The 23,706-nt window shown below is 60.5% G+C and carries 19 protein-coding genes and 1 pseudogene; 14 read left to right on the forward strand and 6 right to left on the reverse strand.

Annotated elements, in window-relative coordinates:
* Positions 1-703 precede the first annotated feature (703 nt).
* Positions 704-2,158, forward strand: a complete 1,455-nt coding sequence (locus V1273_RS07745) for an acetamidase/formamidase family protein (RefSeq protein ID WP_334367206.1) — start codon at positions 704-706, stop codon at positions 2,156-2,158.
* Between the two features lie 224 nt (positions 2,159-2,382).
* Here the strand turns inward: V1273_RS07745 and V1273_RS07750 are convergent, their stop codons facing one another.
* A complete protein-coding gene (locus V1273_RS07750) occupies positions 2,383-3,444 on the reverse strand; it encodes a medium chain dehydrogenase/reductase family protein (RefSeq protein ID WP_334367207.1) in 1,062 nt (353 codons plus the stop codon).
* A 363-nt stretch (positions 3,445-3,807) separates the two neighbouring features.
* On the opposite strand from V1273_RS07750, the gene V1273_RS07755 reads away from it, so the two are divergent.
* The 4 genes from V1273_RS07755 to V1273_RS07770 all read left to right on the forward strand — a co-directional run bounded on the left by V1273_RS07755 (position 3,808) and on the right by V1273_RS07770 (position 7,747).
* The gene (locus V1273_RS07755; protein WP_334367208.1) at positions 3,808-4,191 is read left to right on the forward strand and encodes a hypothetical protein; all 384 of its coding nucleotides are present in this window, start codon (positions 3,808-3,810) and stop codon (positions 4,189-4,191) included.
* A 226-nt stretch (positions 4,192-4,417) separates the two neighbouring features.
* Complete coding sequence (locus V1273_RS07760; RefSeq protein ID WP_334367209.1) at positions 4,418-5,572, forward strand: acetamidase/formamidase family protein; 1,155 nt, start codon at positions 4,418-4,420, stop codon at positions 5,570-5,572.
* A complete protein-coding gene (locus V1273_RS07765) occupies positions 5,508-6,227 on the forward strand; it encodes a twin-arginine translocation signal domain-containing protein (RefSeq protein WP_334367210.1) in 720 nt (239 codons plus the stop codon). The genes V1273_RS07760 and V1273_RS07765 overlap by 65 nt, the downstream gene beginning before the upstream one ends.
* Positions 6,228-6,496: 269 nt before the next feature.
* Positions 6,497-7,747, forward strand: coding sequence for a serine hydrolase domain-containing protein (locus tag V1273_RS07770; RefSeq protein WP_334367211.1), 1,251 nt, complete (start codon positions 6,497-6,499; stop codon positions 7,745-7,747).
* Between the two features lie 212 nt (positions 7,748-7,959).
* On the opposite strand, the gene V1273_RS07775 is transcribed toward V1273_RS07770, so the two are convergent.
* The gene (locus V1273_RS07775; protein ID WP_334367212.1) at positions 7,960-8,664 is read right to left on the reverse strand and encodes a glutathione S-transferase family protein; all 705 of its coding nucleotides are present in this window, start codon (positions 8,662-8,664) and stop codon (positions 7,960-7,962) included.
* Between the two features lie 801 nt (positions 8,665-9,465).
* Between V1273_RS07775 and V1273_RS07780 the strand changes: the two genes are divergently transcribed.
* The gene (locus V1273_RS07780; RefSeq protein WP_334409197.1) at positions 9,466-9,993 is read left to right on the forward strand and encodes a GNAT family N-acetyltransferase; all 528 of its coding nucleotides are present in this window, start codon (positions 9,466-9,468) and stop codon (positions 9,991-9,993) included.
* 253 nt (positions 9,994-10,246) lie between these two features.
* On the opposite strand, the gene V1273_RS33995 is transcribed toward V1273_RS07780, so the two are convergent.
* Positions 10,247-10,726 carry a tail fiber domain-containing protein gene (locus tag V1273_RS33995; protein WP_442894071.1) on the reverse strand — a complete coding sequence of 160 codons (480 nt, stop codon included), beginning with the start codon at positions 10,724-10,726 and terminating at the stop codon, positions 10,247-10,249.
* Between the two features lie 594 nt (positions 10,727-11,320).
* On the opposite strand from V1273_RS33995, the gene V1273_RS07790 reads away from it, so the two are divergent.
* Positions 11,321-12,739: a DUF1254 domain-containing protein gene (locus V1273_RS07790; protein WP_334369190.1), complete on the forward strand. Its 1,419-nt coding sequence runs from the start codon at positions 11,321-11,323 to the stop codon at positions 12,737-12,739.
* Between the two features lie 296 nt (positions 12,740-13,035).
* On the opposite strand, the gene V1273_RS07795 is transcribed toward V1273_RS07790, so the two are convergent.
* Positions 13,036-14,478, reverse strand: coding sequence for an IS1182 family transposase (locus V1273_RS07795; RefSeq protein ID WP_334367215.1), 1,443 nt, complete (start codon positions 14,476-14,478; stop codon positions 13,036-13,038).
* 155 nt (positions 14,479-14,633) lie between these two features.
* Between V1273_RS07795 and V1273_RS07800 the strand changes: the two are divergent.
* From V1273_RS07800 to V1273_RS07830, 7 genes and pseudogenes are all read left to right on the forward strand, one after another.
* Positions 14,634-15,419 (forward strand): annotated as a pseudogene (locus tag V1273_RS07800) (transposase); the annotation flags it as partial.
* A gap of 407 nt (positions 15,420-15,826) precedes the next feature.
* Positions 15,827-16,087 carry an SAM domain-containing protein gene (locus V1273_RS07805; RefSeq protein WP_334367216.1) on the forward strand — a complete coding sequence of 87 codons (261 nt, stop codon included), beginning with the start codon at positions 15,827-15,829 and terminating at the stop codon, positions 16,085-16,087.
* A 35-nt stretch (positions 16,088-16,122) separates the two neighbouring features.
* Positions 16,123-17,106 (forward strand): GlxA family transcriptional regulator, encoded by a 984-nt coding sequence (locus V1273_RS07810; protein ID WP_334367217.1) that lies wholly within the window; start codon positions 16,123-16,125, stop codon positions 17,104-17,106.
* 23 nt (positions 17,107-17,129) lie between these two features.
* A complete protein-coding gene (locus tag V1273_RS07815) occupies positions 17,130-18,485 on the forward strand; it encodes an FAD-binding oxidoreductase (RefSeq protein ID WP_334367218.1) in 1,356 nt (451 codons plus the stop codon).
* 84 nt (positions 18,486-18,569) lie between these two features.
* On the forward strand, positions 18,570-19,697 hold the full coding sequence (locus tag V1273_RS07820) for an FAD-dependent monooxygenase (protein WP_334367219.1): 1,128 nt from the start codon (positions 18,570-18,572) through the stop codon (positions 19,695-19,697).
* Positions 19,698-21,474: 1,777 nt separating this feature from the next.
* Positions 21,475-21,726, forward strand: a complete 252-nt coding sequence (locus V1273_RS07825; protein ID WP_214493926.1) for a DUF1488 family protein — start codon at positions 21,475-21,477, stop codon at positions 21,724-21,726.
* A 430-nt stretch (positions 21,727-22,156) separates the two neighbouring features.
* Entirely contained in the window at positions 22,157-22,318 is a 162-nt protein-coding gene (locus V1273_RS07830) for a hypothetical protein (protein WP_334367220.1), read from the forward strand.
* Between the two features lie 863 nt (positions 22,319-23,181).
* Here the strand turns inward: V1273_RS07830 and V1273_RS07835 are convergent.
* Positions 23,182-23,316 carry a hypothetical protein gene (locus tag V1273_RS07835; protein ID WP_334367221.1) on the reverse strand — a complete coding sequence of 45 codons (135 nt, stop codon included), beginning with the start codon at positions 23,314-23,316 and terminating at the stop codon, positions 23,182-23,184.
* A gap of 48 nt (positions 23,317-23,364) precedes the next feature.
* Complete coding sequence (locus V1273_RS07840) at positions 23,365-23,613, reverse strand: hypothetical protein (RefSeq protein WP_334367222.1); 249 nt, start codon at positions 23,611-23,613, stop codon at positions 23,365-23,367.
* Between the last annotated feature and the right edge of the window lie 93 nt (positions 23,614-23,706).

Here is a 23,706-nt window from a genome sequence, read left to right on the forward strand (position 1 = left end):
CGGGCTCAGTGGGCGGAGGGCGTTGCGGCATCCGTTCTTCAAAGGGACCGGAGAGGAGGCGTAACCGCAATGCCACATCGACGCGGATTCCGTTCCTTTGTGGTCAGTATCGTACAGACGCAACCGGAATGAAGGGTAGGCTTCGCGTGTGTGGGGGCAATGCAGCGGCGGCGGTTGCGGACTCGTCGAGGAACCTCCAAGCCTCGAACGAGTCCGCTGGCGCCGCTTTTCGACTGATTCCGCGTATCGACTGAGCCACCAAGCGCTCGGTCAATCCAGCATGGTGGCGCGCGCGCCGCCGCTATTGGCGCAAACCGGACATTCGGCCGGACCCGAACGTCTCAGAAGGGCCAATGACAGACATCGCCCATCATTCGACCACGTTATCAGCGCGCAATAGTATTGATGTCAGAACTTCAATACCTGTCATTTTCGCGGTCTTCAGAGTCACCATTGCTGAGAATTTGTTGCATGGCAGTGGTGGACACCCTTAGCGCTCAAGCAATGTCCGTGTTTCTCAAAGTTTGAGCACACAATGCTTAAGCAATAGGCGAGCGTCTAATATGCTTGGCTTCGTTATGCGGCGACGCGGCCTTCGCCGCCCAACAGTCGAAGTGACATGACGCACAAGTTTGACTGTTCCGATGAACTGCGATGGGATGAAGGTGCGCGTAAAATGCACGTTCAAACCAGGAGAGATCCGATGTGCGCGGGTGACGACAAGAACTGCCCGGAATTCGAATTGCACCACCGCAAGTTCAAGGAAACGCTCGATCGGGAACGCCGGTCGTTCTTGAAGTCCAGCTTCGCCGCGGCCGGGGGCGCGGCGGCGATGACTGCGGGCGGCATTTCTCTGGTGACGCCGCAGATGGCGGCTGCCGCCGAGAGGAACCAACCAGCGAAGCGGTCCTATCACCATTTGCCGGCGAATGCCGACACAGTGCATTGGGGCTATTTCAGCAAGAAGTTGAAACCGCAGGTCGAGATCGATTCCGGCGACTTCATCACCATTGAGGCATTAACCCACCATGCCAACGACGACGCCGAGCGCATGGTGAAGGGCGATCCCGGCGCCGAAAGCGTGTTCCTGTGGACCAAGGAGAAGAAGGGCGTAAACCGACGCGGCGCCGGACCGATGGATGCCTCGCTGTTCGGGCGTGGTGCCGGCGAGGGCCTTGGCGTGCACATCTGCACCGGCCCGGTCTACGTGCGCGGCGCCCAGGAGGGCGACGTGATCGAGTTGCGCATTATCGACGTCACACCGCGGCCCTGCGCCAACCCGCAATATCCCGGAAAGGCTTTCGGCAGCAACGCGGCCGCATGGTGGGGCTTTCACTATAAGGACCTGCTCACCGAGCCTAAACCGCGCGAAGTAGTCACGATCTATGAGGTCGATGCCACTGGTGAACGCAACTGGGCGAAAGCCGTGTATAATTTCAGGTGGACCCCGCAAACCGACCCGTCCGGCGTCGTGCACAAAACCATCGACTATCCCGGCGTTCCAGTCGATCACTCCACGGTCAAGGAGAACCACGGCATCCTGAAGAATGTGCGCATTCCGATACGCCCGCATTTCGGCGTAATCGGCTTAGCGCCCAAGGAAGCCGATATCGTCGACTCGATTCCGCCGAGCTATACAGGCGGCAACATCGATAACTGGCGGATCGGCAAGGGCGCCACGATGTATTATCCGGTTGCGGTCGAAGGCGGCCTGTTATCGGTTGGCGACTCGCACGCTTCGCAGGGAGATTCCGAACTGTGCGGTACGGCAATCGAATGCTCGCTGAACGGCACCTTCCAGATCATTCTGCACAAGAAAGCCGATCTCGCTGGTACGGCACTCGAAGCTCTCGATTATCCGATGCTGGAAACCAGGGACGAATGGCTGGTGCACGGCTTCAGCTTCGCCAATTACCTCTCCGAATTAGGGGACAAGGCGCAGTCGGACATTTACTCAAAATCGTCGGTTGACCTTGCTTTGCGCGATGCGTTCCGCAAGATGCGCAAATTTCTGATGACGACCAAGAAGCTGACCGAGGATGAGGCGATCTCTTTGATTACGATTGGCGTCGACTTCGGCATCACCCAGGTGGTGGATGGAAATTGGGGCGTCCACGCAGTCATCAGGAAGGATATCTTCGCCGGCGGCGAGACCTGATCCGTAACACCCGACGCGGTCGGCTTCGGCGGGAGCTGGTCGCGTCGCGCTGCATTCGGGGCAACCGCGCTGAGGTCCGTCGCGGGTCAATCGCGTCGTTCTGGCTGTGCGCCGATGACTTCCGGTCTACCCCGATGAACAGACATTCTCAGTGTCCGCCGGCATGTCTCAAAGGTGCCAATTCCAGACCTTGGCACTTGCAGACGAGAAAGTCTCAAAGGCGATTATCCTGAAATCACGCCTTGGGGCCAGGGTAGAAGCACGATCTTACCGCCGAGGCCGCCGAGATCGATGCGGGTGTGGACCTCGCGCGCGGCCGCGAGAGGAAGACGGTCGATGACGACGGGATGGATGGCGCGGTCGCGCAGCAAGTCGAACAATGTGGCCATGTCGGCCTTAAAATCTTCCGGGTACGCCGATCGGCGTGTGGTGATGTTGTAGAACACGGCGTGACGGCCGCCAAACAGACCGCTCAATGCGTTCCACAGTTTGAGCCGCGCCAAACCGAGTGCCGCTGACGCCAAGCCTGCGCCGCCAACTGCCATTGTCTGGGCACCGTAGCCGACGAGTAGGCCGCCGGGTACGAGGCAAGCGAAGGACCGCGCGAAATGCGCGCCGCCAATCGCATCGAAGGCTGCATCGACGCCGACCCCGCCCGCACGCCCTGCGGTGAGCCCGCGCACAGCCGCGACGAAGTCGCCGGCGCGATAGTCGATCGCCGTTGCGCCGAAGCGCTCTACCACAGCCATGTTGGTCGCCGAGCAAGTGCCAATCGCCTTCAGGCCGAGATGGCGCGCCAGATCGAGTAGCGCCGTGCCGACCGTGCCAGAGGCACCAATTACGAGGATAGTTGCTCCGCGCGGTAGGCGACCGTATCGGGTGAGCATTTGGTAGGCGGTGAGATAGGCCAGCGGGATGCACACGGCTTCGGCGGGATCGACGCCATCGGGGACCGGCACGAGAAAGCGCGCGGGGCGGATCGCATACTGTGCGTACCCACCGACGACACAGAGATCAGCAACCAACTGTCCGGTGAGCTGGGCAGGCACGCCGGGTCCGGCCTCTTCGACGACGCCGACAAGGTCGTAACCCGGGGTGAACGGCAGTGGCCCCTTGAAGTCTGGGTAACGGCCGCGCCGGATAAAGGTATCGGTGAAGCCGGTGCCGGCAGCGAGCACCTTGATGCGGACCTCGCCATGGCCGGGCTGGGGAATTGTCGGCTGTTCCGCCAGTTCTAGGACCTCGGGGCCGCCGAACCGAGCGATACGAATGTATTGCCACGCCATGCGTCGAATATAGCGACGGGTTCACCGCTTGTCGAACGTACATGTCCTTCATGGGTCACAAGCGGCGGTGGAGGCGAGCATGGACCGGCGTCCGGTCTGCCACTGACAGCCGACATGATAACGGTTTAAACGTTGTTCTGCTTGGGGCTAGAGGACGTCGCTATGAGTTGGCGCCGGTGGCTTCATGCGTTCACACTCGACCAGAGGCGCCAGGCGCCGCCCTAACTGCTGAGCCGCGGTCTTCTGGCGGCCATCGGCGCATGGCTGCTCTTTCGCGCAATCCGCGGTGAGCCGCACCGTCACGATGCTTGTCCGTGGGACTTGTGGCGGGTCTCGTACCGTGCCCGCCTCACGTTGTTCGCGATGGTCTACGCCCTGGCAAACGGTGTCCCAGCGGCCGGCGTTGCCTTCGCCGCCGCGATGCTGCTGGGCGTCGCCCTGACGCTCTGCGTCGTTGCGTTGCTGACGATCTTCGCACGCGAACGGCGCGTGCGCAGCTGGACCCGGCATGGCGGGACCCTAGCCCATCTGCCCCGTCTCCTGGAAAGTGCCACCCTGTTGCTGATCGGTCTCGCGCCGTTCGTTTGGTTGTCTGACCGCGAAGGATATGCCTTCGTGTCAGCGCCGACACTGAAAACGCTGCACTTTGAGGACAAGGACCGACAAGAACGCCATGGCGGTGAAGAGGCCGTTGTTTTTCCGCCCTTTCGACCCATGGTGGTTGGCACTTACCCCAAAGGGGAGTAGTTTCGCCGGACGGTCGTCAGGACGAGATCTTGATCTCCTCATCGTGCCGCCGGGCGCCCAAGGCGTTGCCGATCGTCGTCCCGACCAGAATAGGGTCACGATTCTGCTGAGGGAGGAGCGAATGATGCAATCCGGGCAATTCTGGATCATCACTGCGGCCGCGACATTGCTGCTCAGCGCAACCGCAGCGCATGCGGATACGACGTCCGTTAAGGCGTGGCAGGTTGTGCGCGTCGCGAAGACCGGTGCGCACTGCGTCGACGACAAGAACTGCATGAACCGCATGCACCCGGCCATCAAGCCGGTGAGTCGCGCCAACCCCAGTCAGCATATCGTCTTTGAAACGCGCGACGCCTTCGACTCCGACTTCAACCTCGGCTCCAAGCCCGAGGATGTGTCGGCGGCCGATCTCAATCTCGTCCATCCGCTGACCGGCCCGGTCTTCATCGAGGGTGCCCAGCGCGGCGACGTACTGGCGGTGACACTCCTCGACGTACAGCCGGACGACTACGGTTACACCGTGATCGTCCCGGGCTTTGGTTTCCTGCGCGATCGCTTCACCAAGCCGTTCATCGCCAATTGGAAACTCAACCGCAAGGAGGCGGTCTCCGACCAGATCCCGGGCGTCGTCATCCCCTTTAACGGATTTATGGGCACGGTCGGGGTGCTGCCGGGCCAGCCCGAGGTGGCCACGATCCTCACGCGCGAGGCGGCGCTGCAGAGCGCGGGCGGCGTCGTGCTGACTCCGCAGCCGCTCGGTGCGCTGCCGAGCGATGTCTGCGGTCAGAACGGAAGCAGCAAGAATGAGTGCCTGCGCACCATTCCGCCGCGCGAGAACGGTGGCAACATGGACATCAAGCAGATGGTGGTGGGCACGACGCTGCTGCTGCCCTGCTTCGTGGACGGGTGCGGGTTGTTCGTCGGCGACGTCCATTTCGCGCAAGGCGATGGCGAGGTCTCCGGCACGGCGATCGAGATGGGGGCGACGGTCACGCTGGTCACCGAGATCCGCAAAGCGCAAGCCGCGAAGGTCAAAGTCCCGCACTTCGAAGGCGGCGATCAGCTCATCCGGTTGGCGCCGACCGAGTTCTACGCCACCACCGGCTTCCCGCTGAAAGCCAAGGGCCAGATCCCGCCTTACCATACCTACCTCGACAGCCAGAGAATCGGCCCGCTCGAGAACCTCTCGGAGGATCTGATGCTGGCGGCGCGCAACGCCCTGATCGAGCTGATCGACTGGATGGTTGGCGAGAAGGGCCTCACGCCGGAGCAGGCATATGTCGTGGCGAGCGTGGCCGCCGACCTGCGTATCGGCAATGTCGTCGACGTGCCGAACTACGCAGTCTCCGCCATCCTGCCGACCACCATATTCCGCAAGTAGTAGCGTGTGGCATAAGACCGAAGGTCCTGAGGTTGGCGGGAGGCCGAGCCGCCGGGAATTCCTCCGAACGGCGGGGGCCGGCGCCGCAGCCATGTTCCTTTGTGGCCACGCACCCTATGGCCAGTGGGGCGTCTACCGCCGGCGCCACCTGCTGATCCTGACTTCGCGCGCCGATCCTCCTTCGTTCGAGCTCGGCAAGCGGGTAGCTGAGGTCCTCGCGGATCGCTTGCCGAGCAGCAAGGCTCAGGTGAGCAGGGCGCCGCACAAGGAGCGCATCGCCAGTCTGATCAGCTCGCAGCAGTTGGACGTCGCGCTGATGCGGCGCAACGATGCGGCAGCCCTTCGACAAGGGAAGCTCCCCTTCGCCGAGCACGGACCAGTCAAGCTGTTCACCGTCGTCGGCATCGGAGAGTATTTGTTCGTCTGCCGCGACGACTTTGCAGCACGCCATGCCTGGTTGATCGCCGAAGCGTTGGACAAGAGCCGCAGCGCCCTTCCCGAATTGCTGCTGCCGAGCGGTTCGTCCTCCGAGCCACCCGACTCGCGCATCCCGCTGCATCCTGGCGCTCTAGGTTATTTCACGGGCGCGCCCATGCCGGGCCTCGAGCCACATGCCCATGAAGATCACACCCACGAGGTTGATGTCCCGCAATGAGCCGCGGCCCTAAGCTGGAGGCCGCCCAGACCTCTGCTTCTTCATCATTGCGAGCCTCGTCGCGCCCTCGCAGCATTTCAGAAAAGGGTCAGAACCGGGCGTCCTCACCTGCCTGGCTTCACGTCCGTTTTAGCCCCGAGACCGGCCGTCAGCGGCTCCAGCAGCCAAGTCGGCTACGGCCTGGACCGGACGTGAGCCCTTAATTTGGTGGTATGATCGAAGTGTCGACATGCTCCTGATCAGCCCGTCGAGTTGCAAGCTGAGGCACCATGATCCGTCTTTTGCTGTTCGTGTTCCTTTCGATTGTTTTCGAAGGCGTGGCCCTTGCGGAATCGGGTCCCGTGTTCTCGGACAGCGGTCCTGACGCGGAGGCATATGGGGCTCTGAAGGGATATCCGGTACCACCCTTCGAATACCCGCCGGGGTCCCGGCAGGACTTTTTGGTTGGTACGCATAGTCATTTCGACAAGCTGCACTCGATGCGCGCCGTTCAAAAACCGGCGATGCCGTCGGTTTTGAAGCGAGCTGCCGAGGAGATCGTTCCAGTCTACCATTACGACGGTCGGCAAAAGACGATCGGCGATTATCTCGATACGCACCCGGTGACGGGCCTGCTGATCGCGCGCGGTGATACGATCCTGTTCGAATACTATCGCTATGCCCGTAGCGATCGGGATCGTTTGCTCTCGAACTCCATGGCTAAGACGATCACGGGACTGCTAGTCGGCATCGCGATCTCTGAAGGAGCAATTCGCTCGATCGACGATACGGCGGCCACCTATGTCCCGGAATTGGAGGGCACAGCGTACGGCGCTACCCCGTTGCGCGCTCTGCTTCGAATGTCGTCGGGTGTAGCTTTTCTAGAGAGAACGTATCAGCCAGACGAGGACATTTTCCGATTGCACATGGCGTTGCTGGGGAATGATGCGGTGGGTGTGATCCCCGCCCTTCGCCAATTCAGTACGCGCGACGCGCCACCGAATACACGCTTCGCCTACGCCAGTTCGGAGACGGAAGTGCTTGGCCTCGTTGTCAGCCGCGCGGTGCACATGCCGCTTGCCGATTATCTGGCGACGCGGATCTGGCAGAAGCTTGGTGCCGAGTCCGATGCCGCTTGGGCTATCGATTCCACGGGGCAGGAAGTGGCTTACTGCTGCTTCATCGCCACACTACGCGACTGGGCACGCCTGGGATTGATGTTGGCAAATGACGGTGGCTGGAACGGTCAGCAGATTGTTCCGAGGCAGTGGCTTCTCGATGCAACGGTGGCGCCACGGGACAGTTATCTACGCAACACGATTGCCCAGTCCTGGGGCTACGGCTATCAGGTCTGGTTGTTACCGGGTGAGCGGCGGATGTTTCTTCTCCTGGGCATCCATGGACAGGGTCTCTTCGTCGATCCCGAGTCGAAGCTGATCATGGTGCAGACGGCGGTTCGCAAGGTGCCGATCGGGGACCCCAAATCGCCCGAAGCGATGGCCTTGTGGTATGCGGTTGTGGCGCAGTTCGGACATCGTTAGTCCCAGTGGCAACTTTGTCCGCTTCGGAGCAGAAGCGGACTTTCGGAGATGGCCGTAGGCACGCACCCTTAGGGTCAATCGCGTCGTTCCGACGGGGCGTCAATCACTTCCGCTCTACCACGATAAGCAGTCGTTTTCTGAAGCTGTCGGCATGTCTCAAAGGTGCCAACCGCGGACATCTGAAGCCCCGGGCAATTCCCGCCATTCTACGCTCACGATAATGAGTGGGGCAGACGAGGCATCGTAACTAGGTAAGTTGCTCTCTTGGACATTGTCGACCACCACGCGCTGAGTCGCTCATGCTGGTTGAAAAGTGCACTTCCCTCGGGAACCTGGGTGAAGTAACCGATCGTCGGCGCCAGATGGATATCAGCAAGCGACAAGCCGTCTCCGCTCAGGAACTGGCCGCCACTTGCGAGTTGCTCCAACGAACCAAGGACCTTTGGAGCGGCATCCAAGCCGTGTCGGATTTCCAACTCCTCCGAGGGCAGCCCCATGCGTGGCCTGAAAGCGCCATGAGAGAATACCTGCCGGACCAACGGCCAGTACGCGTAATTGTCAACGATCGATAAGATTTGGTTGCACCGGGCTCTCTCTCTTGCCTGCGCTGGCTGGAGGTGCGGACCGTCAATTGCCTCGTCGGCATATCGTGTGATCGCGTTCGTTTCATAGATGACGAGTTCGCCGTGAACTAGGGTCGGAACGCGTTTGAATGGGTTCATTTCGAGATAGTACGCAGGTACAACCTCGCTGAATGGGTTGACTTCGACCCACTTGTACTCGACGCCTTTCTCGTGAAGAGCCAACCGCGCAATCCAAGAATAGACGCTGTACTGAAATCCGTGCAGTTCAACCGCCATCTCACCGCCCCTCGCCTCGAAGAGGCCGACGTTGCTGATTTTTCCGTCGCGGCGCAAGGCCGTCTCGACTTGGCCAACAGGTCACGTGCTGTCTTTGCGGCGACGTTCGCGGCGCGACCGGTATACATCAGACAGCTGCCGACTTGTCGCGGCGCTCATTTCGACAGGGTCGGGCCAAAAGGCGAACATCTCTTGTTTGGTCAGTATAGTGAGAGTCGGAGCCTGAGCTTCGTAGACCGGGTGTAAGGGGTTAATTGATGAAGAGCATCTCGGCGGACATGATACCCGAGCACTTCTGGCAAATTAGGTTCGATCAAAACCACGATCCGAACACGCCGACGCTGCCAAGCATTTCCGAAAGCCGAACTGCCAGAATTTCGCGTACGCTCTGCTCAAGCACTTCGGATTTGAAATATTTCCATTTCGGTCAAGTAACCTATGGGAGGACAGCAGCGAGACCTATGTGGTGTCAGACGAGTTGAGGCCACTCGACCTTTTGCTTTTCAATCGGACCCAAAATCCTTGGGGAGCGCATGTCGCACTTCCCGGTGAGGACAATGCTATTCATCTGAGCAAAAAGAAGTCAGAACCGGTGATCTGGCCGTTGGCCCGATTCCTCGAGCTTGCTGAGTATCAAACCTTCATCGGGGCAAAGCGGCTCCGAAAAATTGGCGTTTGCCCATAGTCGAAGAGCGCTAATTCGCCTTGTCCGCTTCGGGTCATTAGCGCCGGTTTGGCCGTGTGCCGATCACTTCCGATCTACCCCGACAAGCGGACAATTTTCAGAACCGGTCGGCAGGTCGCAAAGGGCCATGAACGACTTTGTGTACGCCCCATGGATCATGTTATCAATTTTGAATGGATAAGAGTTTTAGAATAAGACGAGCTTCTCAAGATGATGCCGGTGAAGTCGCCCGGATTCATATCGAAGCCACTCGCGCAGCCTACCGGGATATCTATACAGTCGAGTACCTCAACGGCCTTTCTGTTGAAGACCGTGCTTACCGCTGGGTTGAAAAGGATAAGGGTCATCTGGCCATTGGCCGCCCGTTCGGTGTGTTCGTGGCATTCGACAACGACGTGATGATTGGTTTTGCGGACGTCGGACCAACTGATGAGAATGGTGTTGCGGAGCTTTACGCGATTTACCTAGATCCCGATTATATTGGGAAAGGCGCAGGCAAGGCTCTCTTGGAGGCGTGCGCTGACTACGCTGCCAGCAATGGTTTTAAAGCCATGACCGCAACCGTATTAAGCAGAAATTCTTTGGCACGCGCATTTTATGAGCGCACAGGTGCGCGAGCGGTAACAGAGACCGAAAGATTGATAGAAACAGGCGGGACCAAGGAAACGGTCATTTCTTATCTTTGGGCAAATTTGCGCTAATGGAAAAAGGCTGTGGTCCTCTCTGGCATTTTGCAATTGAACGCCTCCAGCTCGAGCGCAACGGCACCGCCGGCTCCGATCGCGCCTTTAATCGAAGCCGGTGCTTTCAGATTGAGAGCCCGTCCGACCTGCTTAGTTGTCGAGGCTCCGATCGTGAAGCTGACGCTCATGCCCGATTGCGCTTGATCGGAGCCGCACATCGAGATGCCGTGCCATCACGGCAATTCATGCGTCACTTGCTTTGGTCCAAGCGTTACTGCTCAACTGGTGTGCCGGCCGGGACATGAGCGCCCGACGCGGTCCACCGGTCGTAGGTCTGGAACTTCACGCCGAGCATGTCGTAAGAGACTCGCAGGTAACCGTCGCTGCCGCGCAGCACCGCGGCCGGCATAATCGTCTGCACTTCCTGCGCCATCACGCCTACATAGGACTTGTTGCCGCCGTTGTAGGTGAAGCGATAAAAGCCGAGGCCATTTTCGAGGTGGCCAATAAGGAAGATGTCGTGCTTGAGCATCATGTCGGATCGCCGGACGACACGCCTGGTGGTCCGCCGTGCAACACCTCGCACACCGGCTACCGGTGCGACAACGGCCGCTCCAACAGGTCGGGCGACGCAGCCGGCGCGGTACACACCGGCGGCACAATAGACAACAGCATTTGCCTCAGGTGTCTCGACAGCCATGGTTGCGGAGAAGGCGGCAATGCCGAGCGCGGCGGTTAGGAGCGAGCGCATCATTTTCTCCTTCTTTCAATTGTTGGGAGGGAGATTTCCCTCAAAGAATAAGATCAGTTTTTCGTCCGGCGAGCAATCGTTCTTCGGGCAACACCTGCGGCGCCTTAATTCACACAACCACCACCGCATCGCAGCCTAGCCAAGGGAGGGTGGGCTCCGCCGCCTCCATTAGTTGGGGCCAACGCCTGGTCGATCAAAGTTTTGTCGGCTGCTAGGCGTGCGGATCGGTGGATGTCCGTTTCGGGTCAATCGCGTCGGTTTGGCGGTTGGCCGACACTTCCGATACTCCCCGATTAGCGGACATTCCCAGGGCCGGTCGGCATGTCTCAGGGGCCACTAGCGGACATCCCGACCAACTCAATCAACCTCTGCCCGGCACGGTAACTTTGCAGTGATCCGGAAAGGCTTGCCGTCCGAATTTGAATAGTCGCAAGCCCTCAGTTCGAGCATAGTGGCTTCCCGGGTCCCGCGACCTTGGACGGGAGGGCAAGGCTACGCGACTTTCAAGCCCTTCGGCGTTGGCTCCATAACAAGGAGACGATTATGCGCAAATTTTCACTACAAAAAGCAGTGCACGGCGCGACGGCGGCAGTGATGGTCACAATCGCTGGATTTGGTGCGGCCCAAGCTCAAACTTTGACCCCGGAGGAAGCGCAGTCGATCGCCACCGACGCATACATCTACTTCTATCCGCTCATTTCAATGGATATCACGCGCAAGCAATCCACGAATATCGAACCGGGAAAAGAGTTTGCCAAAGGCCCGATGAATACGTTTGTGAACGTCCCGGCGTTTCCGCCTGGCGACTTGAAGATAGTAGTTCGGGTAAATTTCGATACGCTTTATTCCGTTGCGTGGCTCGATCTCACCAAGGAGCCGCTGGTCGTTTCCGCGCCCGACACGGATGGCCGGTTTTATCTCCTGCCGATGCTCGACATGTGGACGGATGTCTTCGCGTCGCCGGGCTGGCGGACTACGGGGACCAAAGCAGGAAATTTCGTCATCGTTCCATCGGGCTGGCGGCCTGACCTGCGCGAAAAGATTGTCGAGGAATTCAAGCTTCCGAAGGACACGCAGCGCATTGACGCACCCACGCCCTATGTGTGGGTTATCGGCCGCACCAAGACCGACGGCCCGCCGGATTATCCTGCCGTTCACAAGATCCAGGCGGGCTACAAGGTCACGCCGCTGTCCGAATGGGGCAAGGCGCCAAAGCCAGTCGAAGTGAAGATTGATCCGTCGATCGACATGAAGACGCCGCCGAAAACCCAAGCAGACACCATGACGGGCGAAAAATATTTCGCCTATGCCGCTGAACTTACGAAGCTGCATCCGCCGCACCTCACCGATCAGCCAATTCTCGCGCAGATGAAACGCATCGGCATCGAACCCGGCAAAGGCTTCGACTTTGCAAAGGCCGATCCGGTGGTGAAAAAGGCGGTCGAGGATGCACCGGCACACGCGCAGAGGCTGATGGAATGGAAATTGCCGACGCTGGCCCGCGTCGCCAATCATTGGTCGATGAATACCGATACCATGGGCGTTTACGGAAGCTATTATCTGAAGCGCGCCATCGTTACTCAACAAGGCCTCGGCGCAAATCTACCGGAGGACGCGATCTATCCGCTCAATCTCGGCGATGAAGCGGGGCGGCCGCTGGATGGCGCAAACAAGTACATCATCAATTTCGAGAAAGGTGCAGCGCCGCCGGTCAATGCTTTTTGGTCGATCACGCTCTACGACGCCGATGGCTTCCAGGTACCCAACACCATGAACCGCTTCGCGGTGTCGAGCTGGATGCCGTTCAAATACAATCCGGACGGATCGCTGTCGCTGTATTTTCAGAACGATAACCCAGGTAAAGACAAGGAGGCCAATTGGCTCCCGGCACCCAAGGGAGCATTCAATCTGACGATGCGGCTTTACGGCCCGAAATCCGAAGCGCTGACGGGCCGATGGAATCCGCCACCCGTAACTAAGACCCAGGGACTTCCGAGTCTGACTGCCCAGTGAGCGGACAAGACCTTGTGCCGGCCCCACACGTAAATGGTCCATGTCGCGTCGCCTCCATTTCAGACGGCGCGACATGCGAGCGGCGCCAGCGTCCGAGGCGGACTAAGGCGAAGTCCGCTTAGGGTCTTGGCCGTGTAAAAACGTCCTAGCTGAAGCATAGACGCGGCGCGAGCTTGGCGACGTGGCGGGACGCAGTCATTTTGCCGAGTTTGGCGGGTTTTTCGATATGACCGCGCTCCTGATACGGATATGAGCGGTCTTGGGCGGCGGTTCTTCGCGGGCAGACGAACGCATGTCTATGCCCTCATCGCCGTCATGAGCGGTCTGATACCGATGATGTTCATGACGCGCGTGAGATTGTAAGCCAGCACATGAAGTGCCATCTCGGCGGCAACCCGTGGCAGCGTCTTCATCAGGAAGTGGGTTGCTCCCATCCGAGCCTTGATGGTGCCGAAGGGATGCTCGACCGTCTCGCGCCGCTGGCGCATCTTCTCCGGATGCTCGTCGAGTCGCCGCTGAACGGCTTCGAGAAGGTGTTCATGCTCCCATCGGGTGATTCTCCGCTCCTTGCCGGTGGTGCAGCTCTGCTTGATGGCGCAGCGCTGGCAGGCGTTGGTCGAGTAGCGGCGCAGGATCAATCCGTTTTCTTCGGTCGTGAAGGAGTAGGCGAGCCGCTCTCCCGCCGGACAAATGTAAACATCCTCCTCGACGACGTAGCGGAAGTCCTGCTTGCCGAAGCGCCCTTCCGTCTTTGAGTTCGAGGTCATCGGCTTTGGCAGCGTGACCGTGATGCCAGCTTCCTCGCATGCCAAGATTTGTGCGCTGCTGAAGTAGCCGCGATCGGCGACGACATCGAGGCTCGTGGCTTCCAGCGTCGTTTTCGTCTCCTTGGCCACGTTGGCGAGCTGCGACCGGTCGGTGCCGACGTTGGTCACCTCGTGCGTGACGATCAGATGATGCTTGGTGTCGACCGCGACCTGGACGTTGTAACCTACGACGCCAGAGCCTCGGCCGCTCGTCGCCATCGAACGGGAATCAGGATCGGTCAACGATATCTGCTGGTCAGGTGTGGCGATCATTCGCGCCTCCAGTGCATGAAGGCGCTGCATCTCCTCTTTCAGCCTCGCGATCTTCTCCCTCAACCGGGTCGCCTTGGTTGTGCGCGCCAGCGACGGCTCCTGCCGATCCGCGCTGTCCAGTTGGTGCAGATAGCGAGCGACGCTCTCCTCGATCTGCGCCAGGCGCCGCTCCATCTTGGCGCGCGTGAAGTTCTTGTCTCGGTTGTTCACCGCCTTGAACTTGCTGCCATCGATCGCAACGCTGGCTTCCTCCGCGAACAGGCCCATAGCGCGGCAGAGCGCAACGAACCGAGCGCAGACCCGCCGGATGGCACGGCCGTTATCCTTGCGGAAATCCGCAATTGTCTTGTGATCGGGAACTAGGCGGCCGGTGAGCCACATTACCTCAACGTTGCGTCCGGCCTCACGCTCGAGCCGGCGGCTCGACTGAACCCGGTTGAGGTAGCCGTAGATGTAGAGCTTCAGCAGTACCGATGGATGATACGAAGGCCGGCCGGTTGCCTCGGGATCGACCCCGCCAAATCCAAGCTCTGCCAGATCGAATTCGTCGACAAAGACGTCGATAACGCGAACTGGATTGTCCTCGCCGATCCAGTCTTCCACGCATTCAGGAAACAGCGTGCTCTGCCCACGATCCGCACCCTCAATGAAGCGCTTCATCCGACCCCCCGCAAATCGTGCGGGATTCATATCGCGCGAATCACATCAAGCGCAGCGTTTTCACACAGCCAGGGTCAATTCCGGAACCTCAGCGCCGCTCTGAACGATGTCCGGTTCACCCCCGATAAACCGACATCGTTAGCACCGCTCGTTAGGTCCGAAAGGTGTTCGTCTCGCCATCCGATCCTGCGGCGCAGTGGACCGGAGCGCACAAGGGGCCGGCATTCTTCGCTTACTCCGACAACTATCTCATCGACGTGAAGTTCGGCGTCATCGTCGACGTTGAGGCGTCCCGCGCCATTCGCCAGGCCGAGGTTGGCGCCGCAAGGACCATGATCGAACGGACAGAAGAGCGCTTCGGCCTCAAGCCGGAACGGCTTGTTGGGGATACCGCTTACGGGGCAGCTCCGATGCTGAACTGGCTGGTCGAGGAGAAAGGCATCGCGCCACATATTCCTGTATTCGACAAATCGAAGCGGGATGACGGCACCTTCTCGCGTGGCGACTTTCGATATGACCCGGCCAGCGACGTCTACCATTGTCCGGGCGGAAAGCAGCTGGGAACGAGCGGCACGGTACACGAGGGCAAGACGCTTCTGTATCGCGCCAGCAAGCTCGACTGCGATATATGTCCACTCAAACCCCAGTGCTGCCCCAAGGAACCATCACGCAAGATCCCGCGCGATATCCATGAACATGCCCGAGACGTTGCCCGTTCGCTCGCTGGCACAGAGGGCTTTGAGCAGTCGCGACGTGAGCGCAAGAAGATCGAGATGCGGTTCGCACACCTGAAGCGCATCCTAAAGCTCGGCCGGCTTCGACTGCGTGGTCCACGAGGTGCCCAGGATGATTTTGTTCTGGCCGCTATTGCTCAGAACCTGCGGCGACTCGCAATCCTGGTCGCGCGGCCGCCACCCACTCAGGCCCTGTGCATCGCGTAGCGTTGGAGTTGCGTACAGGGCGTCAGGGCTGGCGGATCAAAGCCGGCCGCTCATAGCGAAGGGGCTGACCGTCCATCGGCAGCCGCCGACTTTTGCAACAAAATCTGCCAAAAACGGAAGCAGCCTTCTCACTCGATCACCTCGTCGGCGAGCGCGAGAAGCGTCGGCGGGATCGTGAGGCTGAGCGCCGTTCGCTGGGAGTCCTTACGGGCTTGCTCCGCGGATTCCAGCGCTTCACGAGCCAAAAAACGTGTTTCGCCCCACGGGGTGGGGTAAACTGGCCATCTCATTCTGGTGCGACGGCTTGGTCCGCGAGCGGCTCGACCGACGGCGCACGGCTAACGTAGCGGCCGACGTGGCGGCGACTATGGCCAGTGGATGAGTGCGCCCAAGTGCGTGTGAATGGCATGGATATCTCTGCCTGGCTGCGCAGCCTCGGCCTGGAACGCTACGAGCAGGCATTCTGGGAAAACGCGATCGATGAGGCAATCCTGCCCAAGCTGACCGCCGAGGACCTCAGAGACCTCGGCGTGACGGCGGTCGGCCATCGCCATATTCTCCGCGATGCGATTTCAGTTCGGCGTCAACCACCTTGCCCATTGTCCCTCATTGTTCCTGTTGGCAGGATCCGTGGAGTGGTTGTCATTGCTGACATGGGTCCGAGATGAGATGAGATGAGATGAGATGAGATAAGGAGGTGGCGATGGCTAAGCCGCGTGTGGTAGTGGTCGCGATGCCCTGCAACGAGGTCGTTGACGTGGGTGGCATCCTCGACATCTTCTATGCCGTCAACGAGCATGCCAGCCATACCGGTGCATCCGAGGCGGGCTACGCCGTCGAGGTGGTGTCGCCGGTCGAGACTGTCTGTGCCTGGCCGGGGCTGCGGATCGTCGTCGATCGGTCGTACCGCGCCGTCCGTGGTCCCGTCGACACTCTGATCGTCACCGGGGTCGACGGGCCCGACGACGCGAGGCGCGACCCGGAGCTCGTGCGCTGGCTGGCGCGCATGGCACCGCGGACCCGGCGAGTGGTCGGGCTCTGTACGGGATCGTTCGTCCTGGCTGAGGCGGGGCTCCTGGAGGGCCGCAGTGCGACGACGCACTGGGCCTTTTGCGGCGACCTGGCGCGGCGCTTTCCTGGCGTCAGGGTCCAGCCGGATCCCATCTACGTTCGGGACGGCAGTGTCTACACATCAGCCGGCGCCACGGCGGGCATAGATCTCGTGCTGGCGCTGGTGGAGGAGGACTTTGGCCGTCGCGTGGCCCTGGCAGTGGCCCAGTGGATGGTCATCTTCCTCAAGCGGCCGGGAGGCCAGGCGCAGTTCAGCGTCCAGCTCTCCACGCAGATTGCTGATCGCCAGCCGCTCCGCGACATGCAGGCTTGGGTCTTCGACCATCCCGGCGCCGACCTCTCCGTGGAAGCGCTCGCGCGCCGGGTGAACATGAGCCCGCGCAACTTCTTCCGCGTGTTCGTGCGCGAGGTGGGCATGACGCCGGGGTGTTTCGTGGAGCGCGTGCGCGTGGAGGCGGCCCGGCGGCTCCTTGAGGAGACATCGCGCGGCGTTCCGGACGTCGCGACCACGTGCGGGTTCGGGAGCCAGGAAACGATGCGCGTGGCCTTTCGGCGAACGCTGGACGTGAGCCCGAAGGGCTACCGGAGCCGCTTCAGCACGACGGCCGCGTCGTAGGAGATTCTCAAAGGAAAACAAAGATGATCAAGCAATGCGCGCTCGACGACTTCCGCTCCACGCTTCGTGGCGACATCCTGCTTCCCCAGGACGCCGACTACGACGCTACCCGTCGGATCTTCAACGCCATGATCGACCGGCGGCCAACCCTGATCGCTCGCTGTGCGAGCGCGGCCGATGTGGTCGCCTGCATCGGGTTTGCGCGGGCGGAGGCGCTCGAGATCTCCGTGCGGGGCGGTGGGCACAACGTGTCCGGCAAAGCGGTGTGCGACGGCGGGCTGATGATCGATCTCTCGCGGATGAAGGGCTGCCGCGTCGATCCCGTGAGACGGAGGGCCCGCGCTGAGGCGGGCTTGACCCTCGAAGACCTCGACCGCGACTGTCAGGCTTTCGGCCTAGCCACGCCCACCGGCATTGTCTCCCCAACCGGGATCGCCGGTCTGACCCTGGGCGGCGGCATCGGGTGGCTCGGAGGCAAGCACGGTCTGTCGTGCGACAATCTCGAATCCGTCGACATCGTGACCGCCGACGGCCGCCTGCTGGTCGCCGCCCCCACCGAACATCCCGACCTCTTCTGGGCGGTGCGCGGCGGGGGTGCCAACCTCGGCGTGGTCACTTCCTTCGAGTACCGCCTTCACGAGGTTGGACCCGTGGTGGGCGGCGGAATAGCATGGCCGCTTGCCCGCGCCAAGCACGTGCTGCCCTTCTACGACGAGTTCGCGCGCGCCTGCCCGGACGAGCTGAGCCTCAACGCCGGGTTCTTCACCGTGGAAGACGGTACCAAGGTGGTCGGCGTCAATGTCGCGTGGATCGGTCCGCTAGACGTCGGTGAGCGGCTGCTCAAGCCGCTGCGGTCACTTGACAGTCCGGTCGCCGACGGCATCGCCCCCATGGGCTTCGTGGATCTGCAGCGGGGCGGTGATGGCGCGTTTCCACGCGGTCGCCGGCATTACTGGAAGGCGAGTTTCCTCCGCCGTCTCGAGCAGGGCGCGATCGACGTGCTGGTCGAGTTTACGGCCACCTGCCCCTCGCCGTACACACAGGTCGGTCTCCAGCAGATGCACGGGCAGGCGGCGCGGGTGTCCCCGACAGAGACGGCGTTCGCGCATCGTCACGACCAGTGGGACTGTCTCTTGCTGACGCAGTGGGACGATTCCGCCGACGACGAGCGTAACATTCGCTGGACGCGCGAGCTGCACGCTGCACTGCGGCCGTGGGTGGAGGACGCGGTGTACGTGAACAACCTCGGTGACGACGAGGTCGACCGCGTTCGCTCCGCCTACGGCGCGAACTTCGACCGGCTCGTGGCCGTCAAGGCGAAGTACGACCCGGACAACTTCTTCAGGGGCAACCAGAACGTCGCGGAACATCGCATCTGATGCACGAGAAGCACGCATTGGCCTACAACATAGCAGTCCAGTCCTTCCTGGCAACGCACCGTCAGGCGACCTGAGGCACGACTCATGGCCAAGGTCGAGCGCGTGCTGATTGTCGGTGGCGGACTGGCAGGCTTGGCGCTGATGATCGCCCTGCGTCAGCGGGGGCTGTCGGCCGCCATCGTCGAGCGGGGGAGCGACCGGACAGCGCCCGGCACCGGTCTGTACCTCATCGGTAGCGCAACGCGCGCCCTGCAGGCTCTGGGAGTCGCCGACGACGCTGCACGCGACGGCTGCGTCATCCGCACGCAACGCTTGTTCAACCATCGAGGCACGCGCCTCGCCTCGATCGACGCCGGAGCATTCTGGGAGCCATGCGGCCCATGTATCGGGATCGCGCGCAGCGATCTGCACAAGCTGCTCACGAAACAGGCGGCAGGCTCGCACATTCGACTCGGCGTGACGGTTCAATCGCTTCGGCAGCATGAGGATCACGTCCGGGTTCAGCTGAGCGACGGCTCCTGCGAAACCTACGACCTCGTCGTGGGCGCGGACGGCATCCGGTCGTCCATTCGGCAATTGGAGTACGGAGAATCAGGCGTCGAGTTTCGCGGCCAGGTGGGATGGCGTTTCATTGTTCGTCGGCCGCCGGGTCTCGAAGGCTGGACGGTGTTTCTTGGCCCGCAGTCCGCATTCTTGATGCTGCCAATCGGCAATGAACTGGCATACTGCTACGCGGACAAGGCCAGTGCCCGGTCCATCCATGATCCTGCGCAAAGGAGCATCGAAAGACTCCGTGAAAATTTCGCCGCCTTCGCCAGTCCGATTCCCGAGGTTCTTGCCCGGCTCGAGCCAGCCGACCCGATCCATTTCTCGGCCATCGAGGAGGTCGCGCATCCATGCTATGGCCAAGGACGCGTCGTGCTGATCGGCGATGCAGCCCATGCGATGTCGCCCAACATGGCGTGCGGCGCGGCGATGGCCTTCGAGGATGCACTGGTCCTGGCTGAGATTGTTTCGCGCGCGGGCGCCGCATCGGAAGTCGTCCCCGAGTTCGTCCGCAGGCGATCAGCGCGTGTGGGGTGGGTGCACCAACAGACCGATCGCCGAGACCATCTGCGCAGTCTTCCTCCGACGATGCGCGACGTGTTCGTGCGCCTGCTGTCGGGCCGGCTTTACAGGGCCAACTATCGGCCGCTGCTGGCTCTTCCATAACCCATGAGATGCCTCCTCCCGCGAAGGAAGCGCAAGATCTCACCCGAGCGCCGTGCAGCCTACCTGATTGGTCCGAAATCTTTGCACCTGGACACTTCGCCCCCTGATGGTTTTTCTTCTGATGCAGGTCACTATCACCTAGCGGCGGCGTATCTACGCCTGCCGAACACACGGAATGGAATCGTGGAGATTGCGGCAACGATCATGCGAAACCCCAAGACATCCTTATCGAGCCTGGCTAAGTCAGCGAGATTCCGTGGTCGGTCGTCCCGCAAATATTCGTGGGTTAGGGCGCTATGCTATTCAGATGGCAAGAATCGACTGGATTAGAGTGCTATAGCGTAGACGTAGTGCCCATCATCCGTCGGGCGTGGGCCGCCCGAAGAGATTTGAACTCCTCACCTCCGGATTCGTAGGCTGGTGCCCGTGTCAGAGGTTCGGACCGTCTTGGTCTGCGACTTCTGCTCCGGGTCATTCGCGTCGTTTGACCGGACCACGGTGACTTCCGGTCTTCCACCGTGAACGGACATTCTCAGAATAGGCGGGCATGTCTCAAAGGTGCCAATAGGCGACATGCGCGCTTGCATTTCTTACGACGAGGCGAGCGCCACTGAGAAGGCTATAAGCAAATGCCCCGGACAATGCCGAGGCTTTGAAGATTCGATTTTCTGTTGTCGATTAGGCGACTGCGACAAACGGGTTGTTCTCCTTCGTTCGAGGATAGTTGCGTACTCAATCTCCTCGAATAGGTCGGCGCTGATGAGGATGACCGGCTCGGACGAGGCAGGCATCGCAATCGAAAAACGACGCGCCTGTCTATTATATTACATGGTTTTGTTACATCTCGTTACGGCAGTTGCGGCCTTCTTAGGCACGATCATAAAGAGATGGCATCACAAACAGATGGCGCACGTTTTATGGCAGCCGCGCTGTCTTGTAGTCGCCTCGCGACTGCACCATGTTGGGGTCGTCGATAAGACGCGTAGGACTTATCGACATCACGGTAGGCGACGCGCCTCGGCGCATCGTAACGTTCCGCCACGCGACGCTGCGCGTCGCAACACATCGCTACGCAACGCTTGAGCCGCTGGGGAAGCCCGGCGGCTCGCGCGCGTTTAGCGCGGACGCTTCCCTCAATCGCCTGTGGCTCCGAGACGCCTACCGCAGCCAGCCGGAGGCTGAAACCGAGGAGATCTGACAACGAGGGCGCGAGCTAGTCCCGCGCCGCCGGATCCGCCGGTTCACGCCGGCGGGCCTTACTTCGGTGAGTGCAAATCACCTTGAAGCCAGCGTCCAAGGCCCTTGGACTTCGTGGGGTCTTCAAACGCGGCAAAGCTCGTAAGTACCTGGTTGCAGACAGCGCATTCAAACGTTTGCAAGTCGACGCCCCGGGTGCGTGCTGGCTCGATGCTAACGAGCATCATCTGGGCCTTGCACTTCGGACAGGCAGGGCGCTCAATTGCAGCGAATGGAATGACGGACGAGAGGCGTTGAGATTGGGGCATGATGCTTCCCTCGAACAGGCGGGAGCGCAACACTCTCTGTCACCGGTAATGCCCAGGAGGCGGAGCGGTGATTGTCAGAGTATACGCTCCAGGGATCTCAAACGCGAGCTAATTCGGCCGACGCGCGCGGGCGTGGCCATAACCCAAACCCTTATCGCGTCGGTCTATGGAAGATGGGCGCTGGCAGATTAATGCGCTCCTGCAGTCCTCGCTTGTAGGGGGCCGGACAAACCACCATATGTTAGTCTCACCCCCGTCTGAGGACCATTCTCATGGTTGTTGCTGGCGGCGATTACGTCCATTTCGTTGTGGAGTACGGCGGCAAAATCGAAAAGTGCCGGGTAACGGAGACTGCCCTTCTGAACAGAGAGCGTATGAGCAGAAAGGACGCAGGCTATGCACAGCTCATCGCTATCTTTGTAAGGCACCGAGCCGAGATCGAACATCTCGCTCTCGCGAAGTTGCAGCGGGAGGGGCACTCTGACCGCGGTGTTGTAGTGACCACTGAGGATCTGAACCCTTGATGCAGGTTGGCTGTTCGACGCCCTCACTTGCGCAAGCGACAACGTGGCCATTAGCTGTTGAGCGGCGACGCCTCAACAGCGCGTGTGATGGTCGTAACACATGACCAGCCCTGCTGCGCAACAGACACGTCGTTCTCCTCGCTAGTTAGCGTCGACGCGTTGCATCCGGTCAAGTCGATAGGCCGAGGAAAGTCCGTTCCGAGTCAATCGCGTTGCTTTGATGAGGTCCGAGCCACTTCTGGTCCAGCTCGATAATCGGACATCTTTAGAACCAGTCGGCATGTCTCAAACGTGCCACAAGCGGAAATCCGCACTCGGCCGATGGCCGAAATAGCCACTCGACAAATCAAAGCAGGCCATTGCAACGATCGTTGGAACTTAGCGACTTGAGTCCCGTTCAGCTTTGTTACTCTTTCGAAAGGAATGCCTAATGGCCAACAACAAAAACCCGAATGAGAAGCAGCCCGGCGAGAACCCAGAAGGTAAGTACCACTTCAATCCTGGCAATATGGCGGGAAAAGAGCCCGGAGATGCTGAGCAGACTGCGGAAAACCGTGGCGAGCCGCATGACAAAGAAAAACCCGCCGATTAGACTGACATCGCCAGGCCGCTTCGGCAGGTCCGAAAAGTGCCAATTGCAGCCTTAAAGCTCACAGATTATCGCCTGGATTGCCTGGGCTGGCGCAGGAAATCAGCGCCGTTTACATACGCGTGGACTCGATCGAGGTGGCCCTGAAAAACAGTAGCTTGCAGATCCATCCGGCCGAGGATGCCGGATATCTTGCGGCCGTTGCCGTCGCGAAAGACAACCTGGTGCACGGCCTCGAAGTCTTTGCAGACACAGCGGACGGAAGCGCGGCCCGTGGCGGACCGGTCGACGTGCGCGACTCCAAATCGGGTTCTGCAAGAAGTACCGGGCTCGTTCCGGCAGGGGCACCAAGAAGCGTCGCTACCCGTTCAGTCCCTTGACAGCGGGCCTGCTGCAACGCTCGGACATAGCTGGAAAGCATCAATCTTCAACAGCCGCGGCAGATACCCTTTAGCTTAGCAGTGGTTCGGGCGTCTTCCGCGATGAAGGGGTCCTTGTAGGGCGGCCGCGACGCGTCGCTTTCGACCGCAGCAGGCTTTTGTATTCTCGGAGGAGACGCCGCATCGTAGCAGGCAAGTCGCCCGCTCGTGCTTTCGATCGTGCGGCATTCCGGTCCAGCGGCGAGAGCGCCTTGCGCGCATGCGCAGAGCGTCAATACGGCGAGCGTTATTTTCATCCGATTTCCTTTGCGGGTGGTATCACCCAGCCTATAGCCGCCATTAGAACAGGCCGTATCCGCGAAGCGCAGGCCGCGCCAGCAATTGGCCAATCAGCGCCACCGAATCGTGCAGCCCTGCGGGAGCGCGCTTTTGCGCACGCTCGAACGCGTCAGTCCAACGTATCGCCCTACGTCGACGCTTTCGTTGCTATTTCTTCTTGCCGGACGCGAAACCCGGTTGCCCTCCCGCGGCCTTTTGGCTTGGGGCCGCAGCTATTGTCTTGATCTTCTCTTTCTTGGGCTTCTTGGCTTCCCGATTTCCTTTTTGCTCGCCCTTGGCCATGTCGATCTCCTTTGGGTTGATGATGACGCCGTCATTGCACGCCGAATTTCACAATGTCGCGTAGCGTGTCGCAACTCTTATCGCGCCGTCGATTTCTTCGGCCAGTTCGACTTCCCCGATCTCATGCAGACGGGAAACCATGATCGATGCCTGGGTCGCAGCCATGGAGAACGGTTCGCCCGTTTCATAGCTGAATTTGATGCGCCAGATTCCCCCGTGGTTGCGATGCGGCTCGATCAGCAACACCGGAAGATTGGGTAACCCATTCTCAAGCAGGAGTTTCGATAGCGTAGGCATCACCTCGCCCTTTCAAAGTCTAGCCGACGCCCGAAAGGACATGGCGCCAAGCCTGCATTCATCTCGCGCTGTGGGATCCAGGGCTTGAACCGG

This window comes from Bradyrhizobium sp. AZCC 1721 (assembly GCF_036924715.1).
In the GTDB taxonomy this organism is placed as follows: Bacteria; Pseudomonadota; Alphaproteobacteria; order Rhizobiales; family Xanthobacteraceae; genus Bradyrhizobium.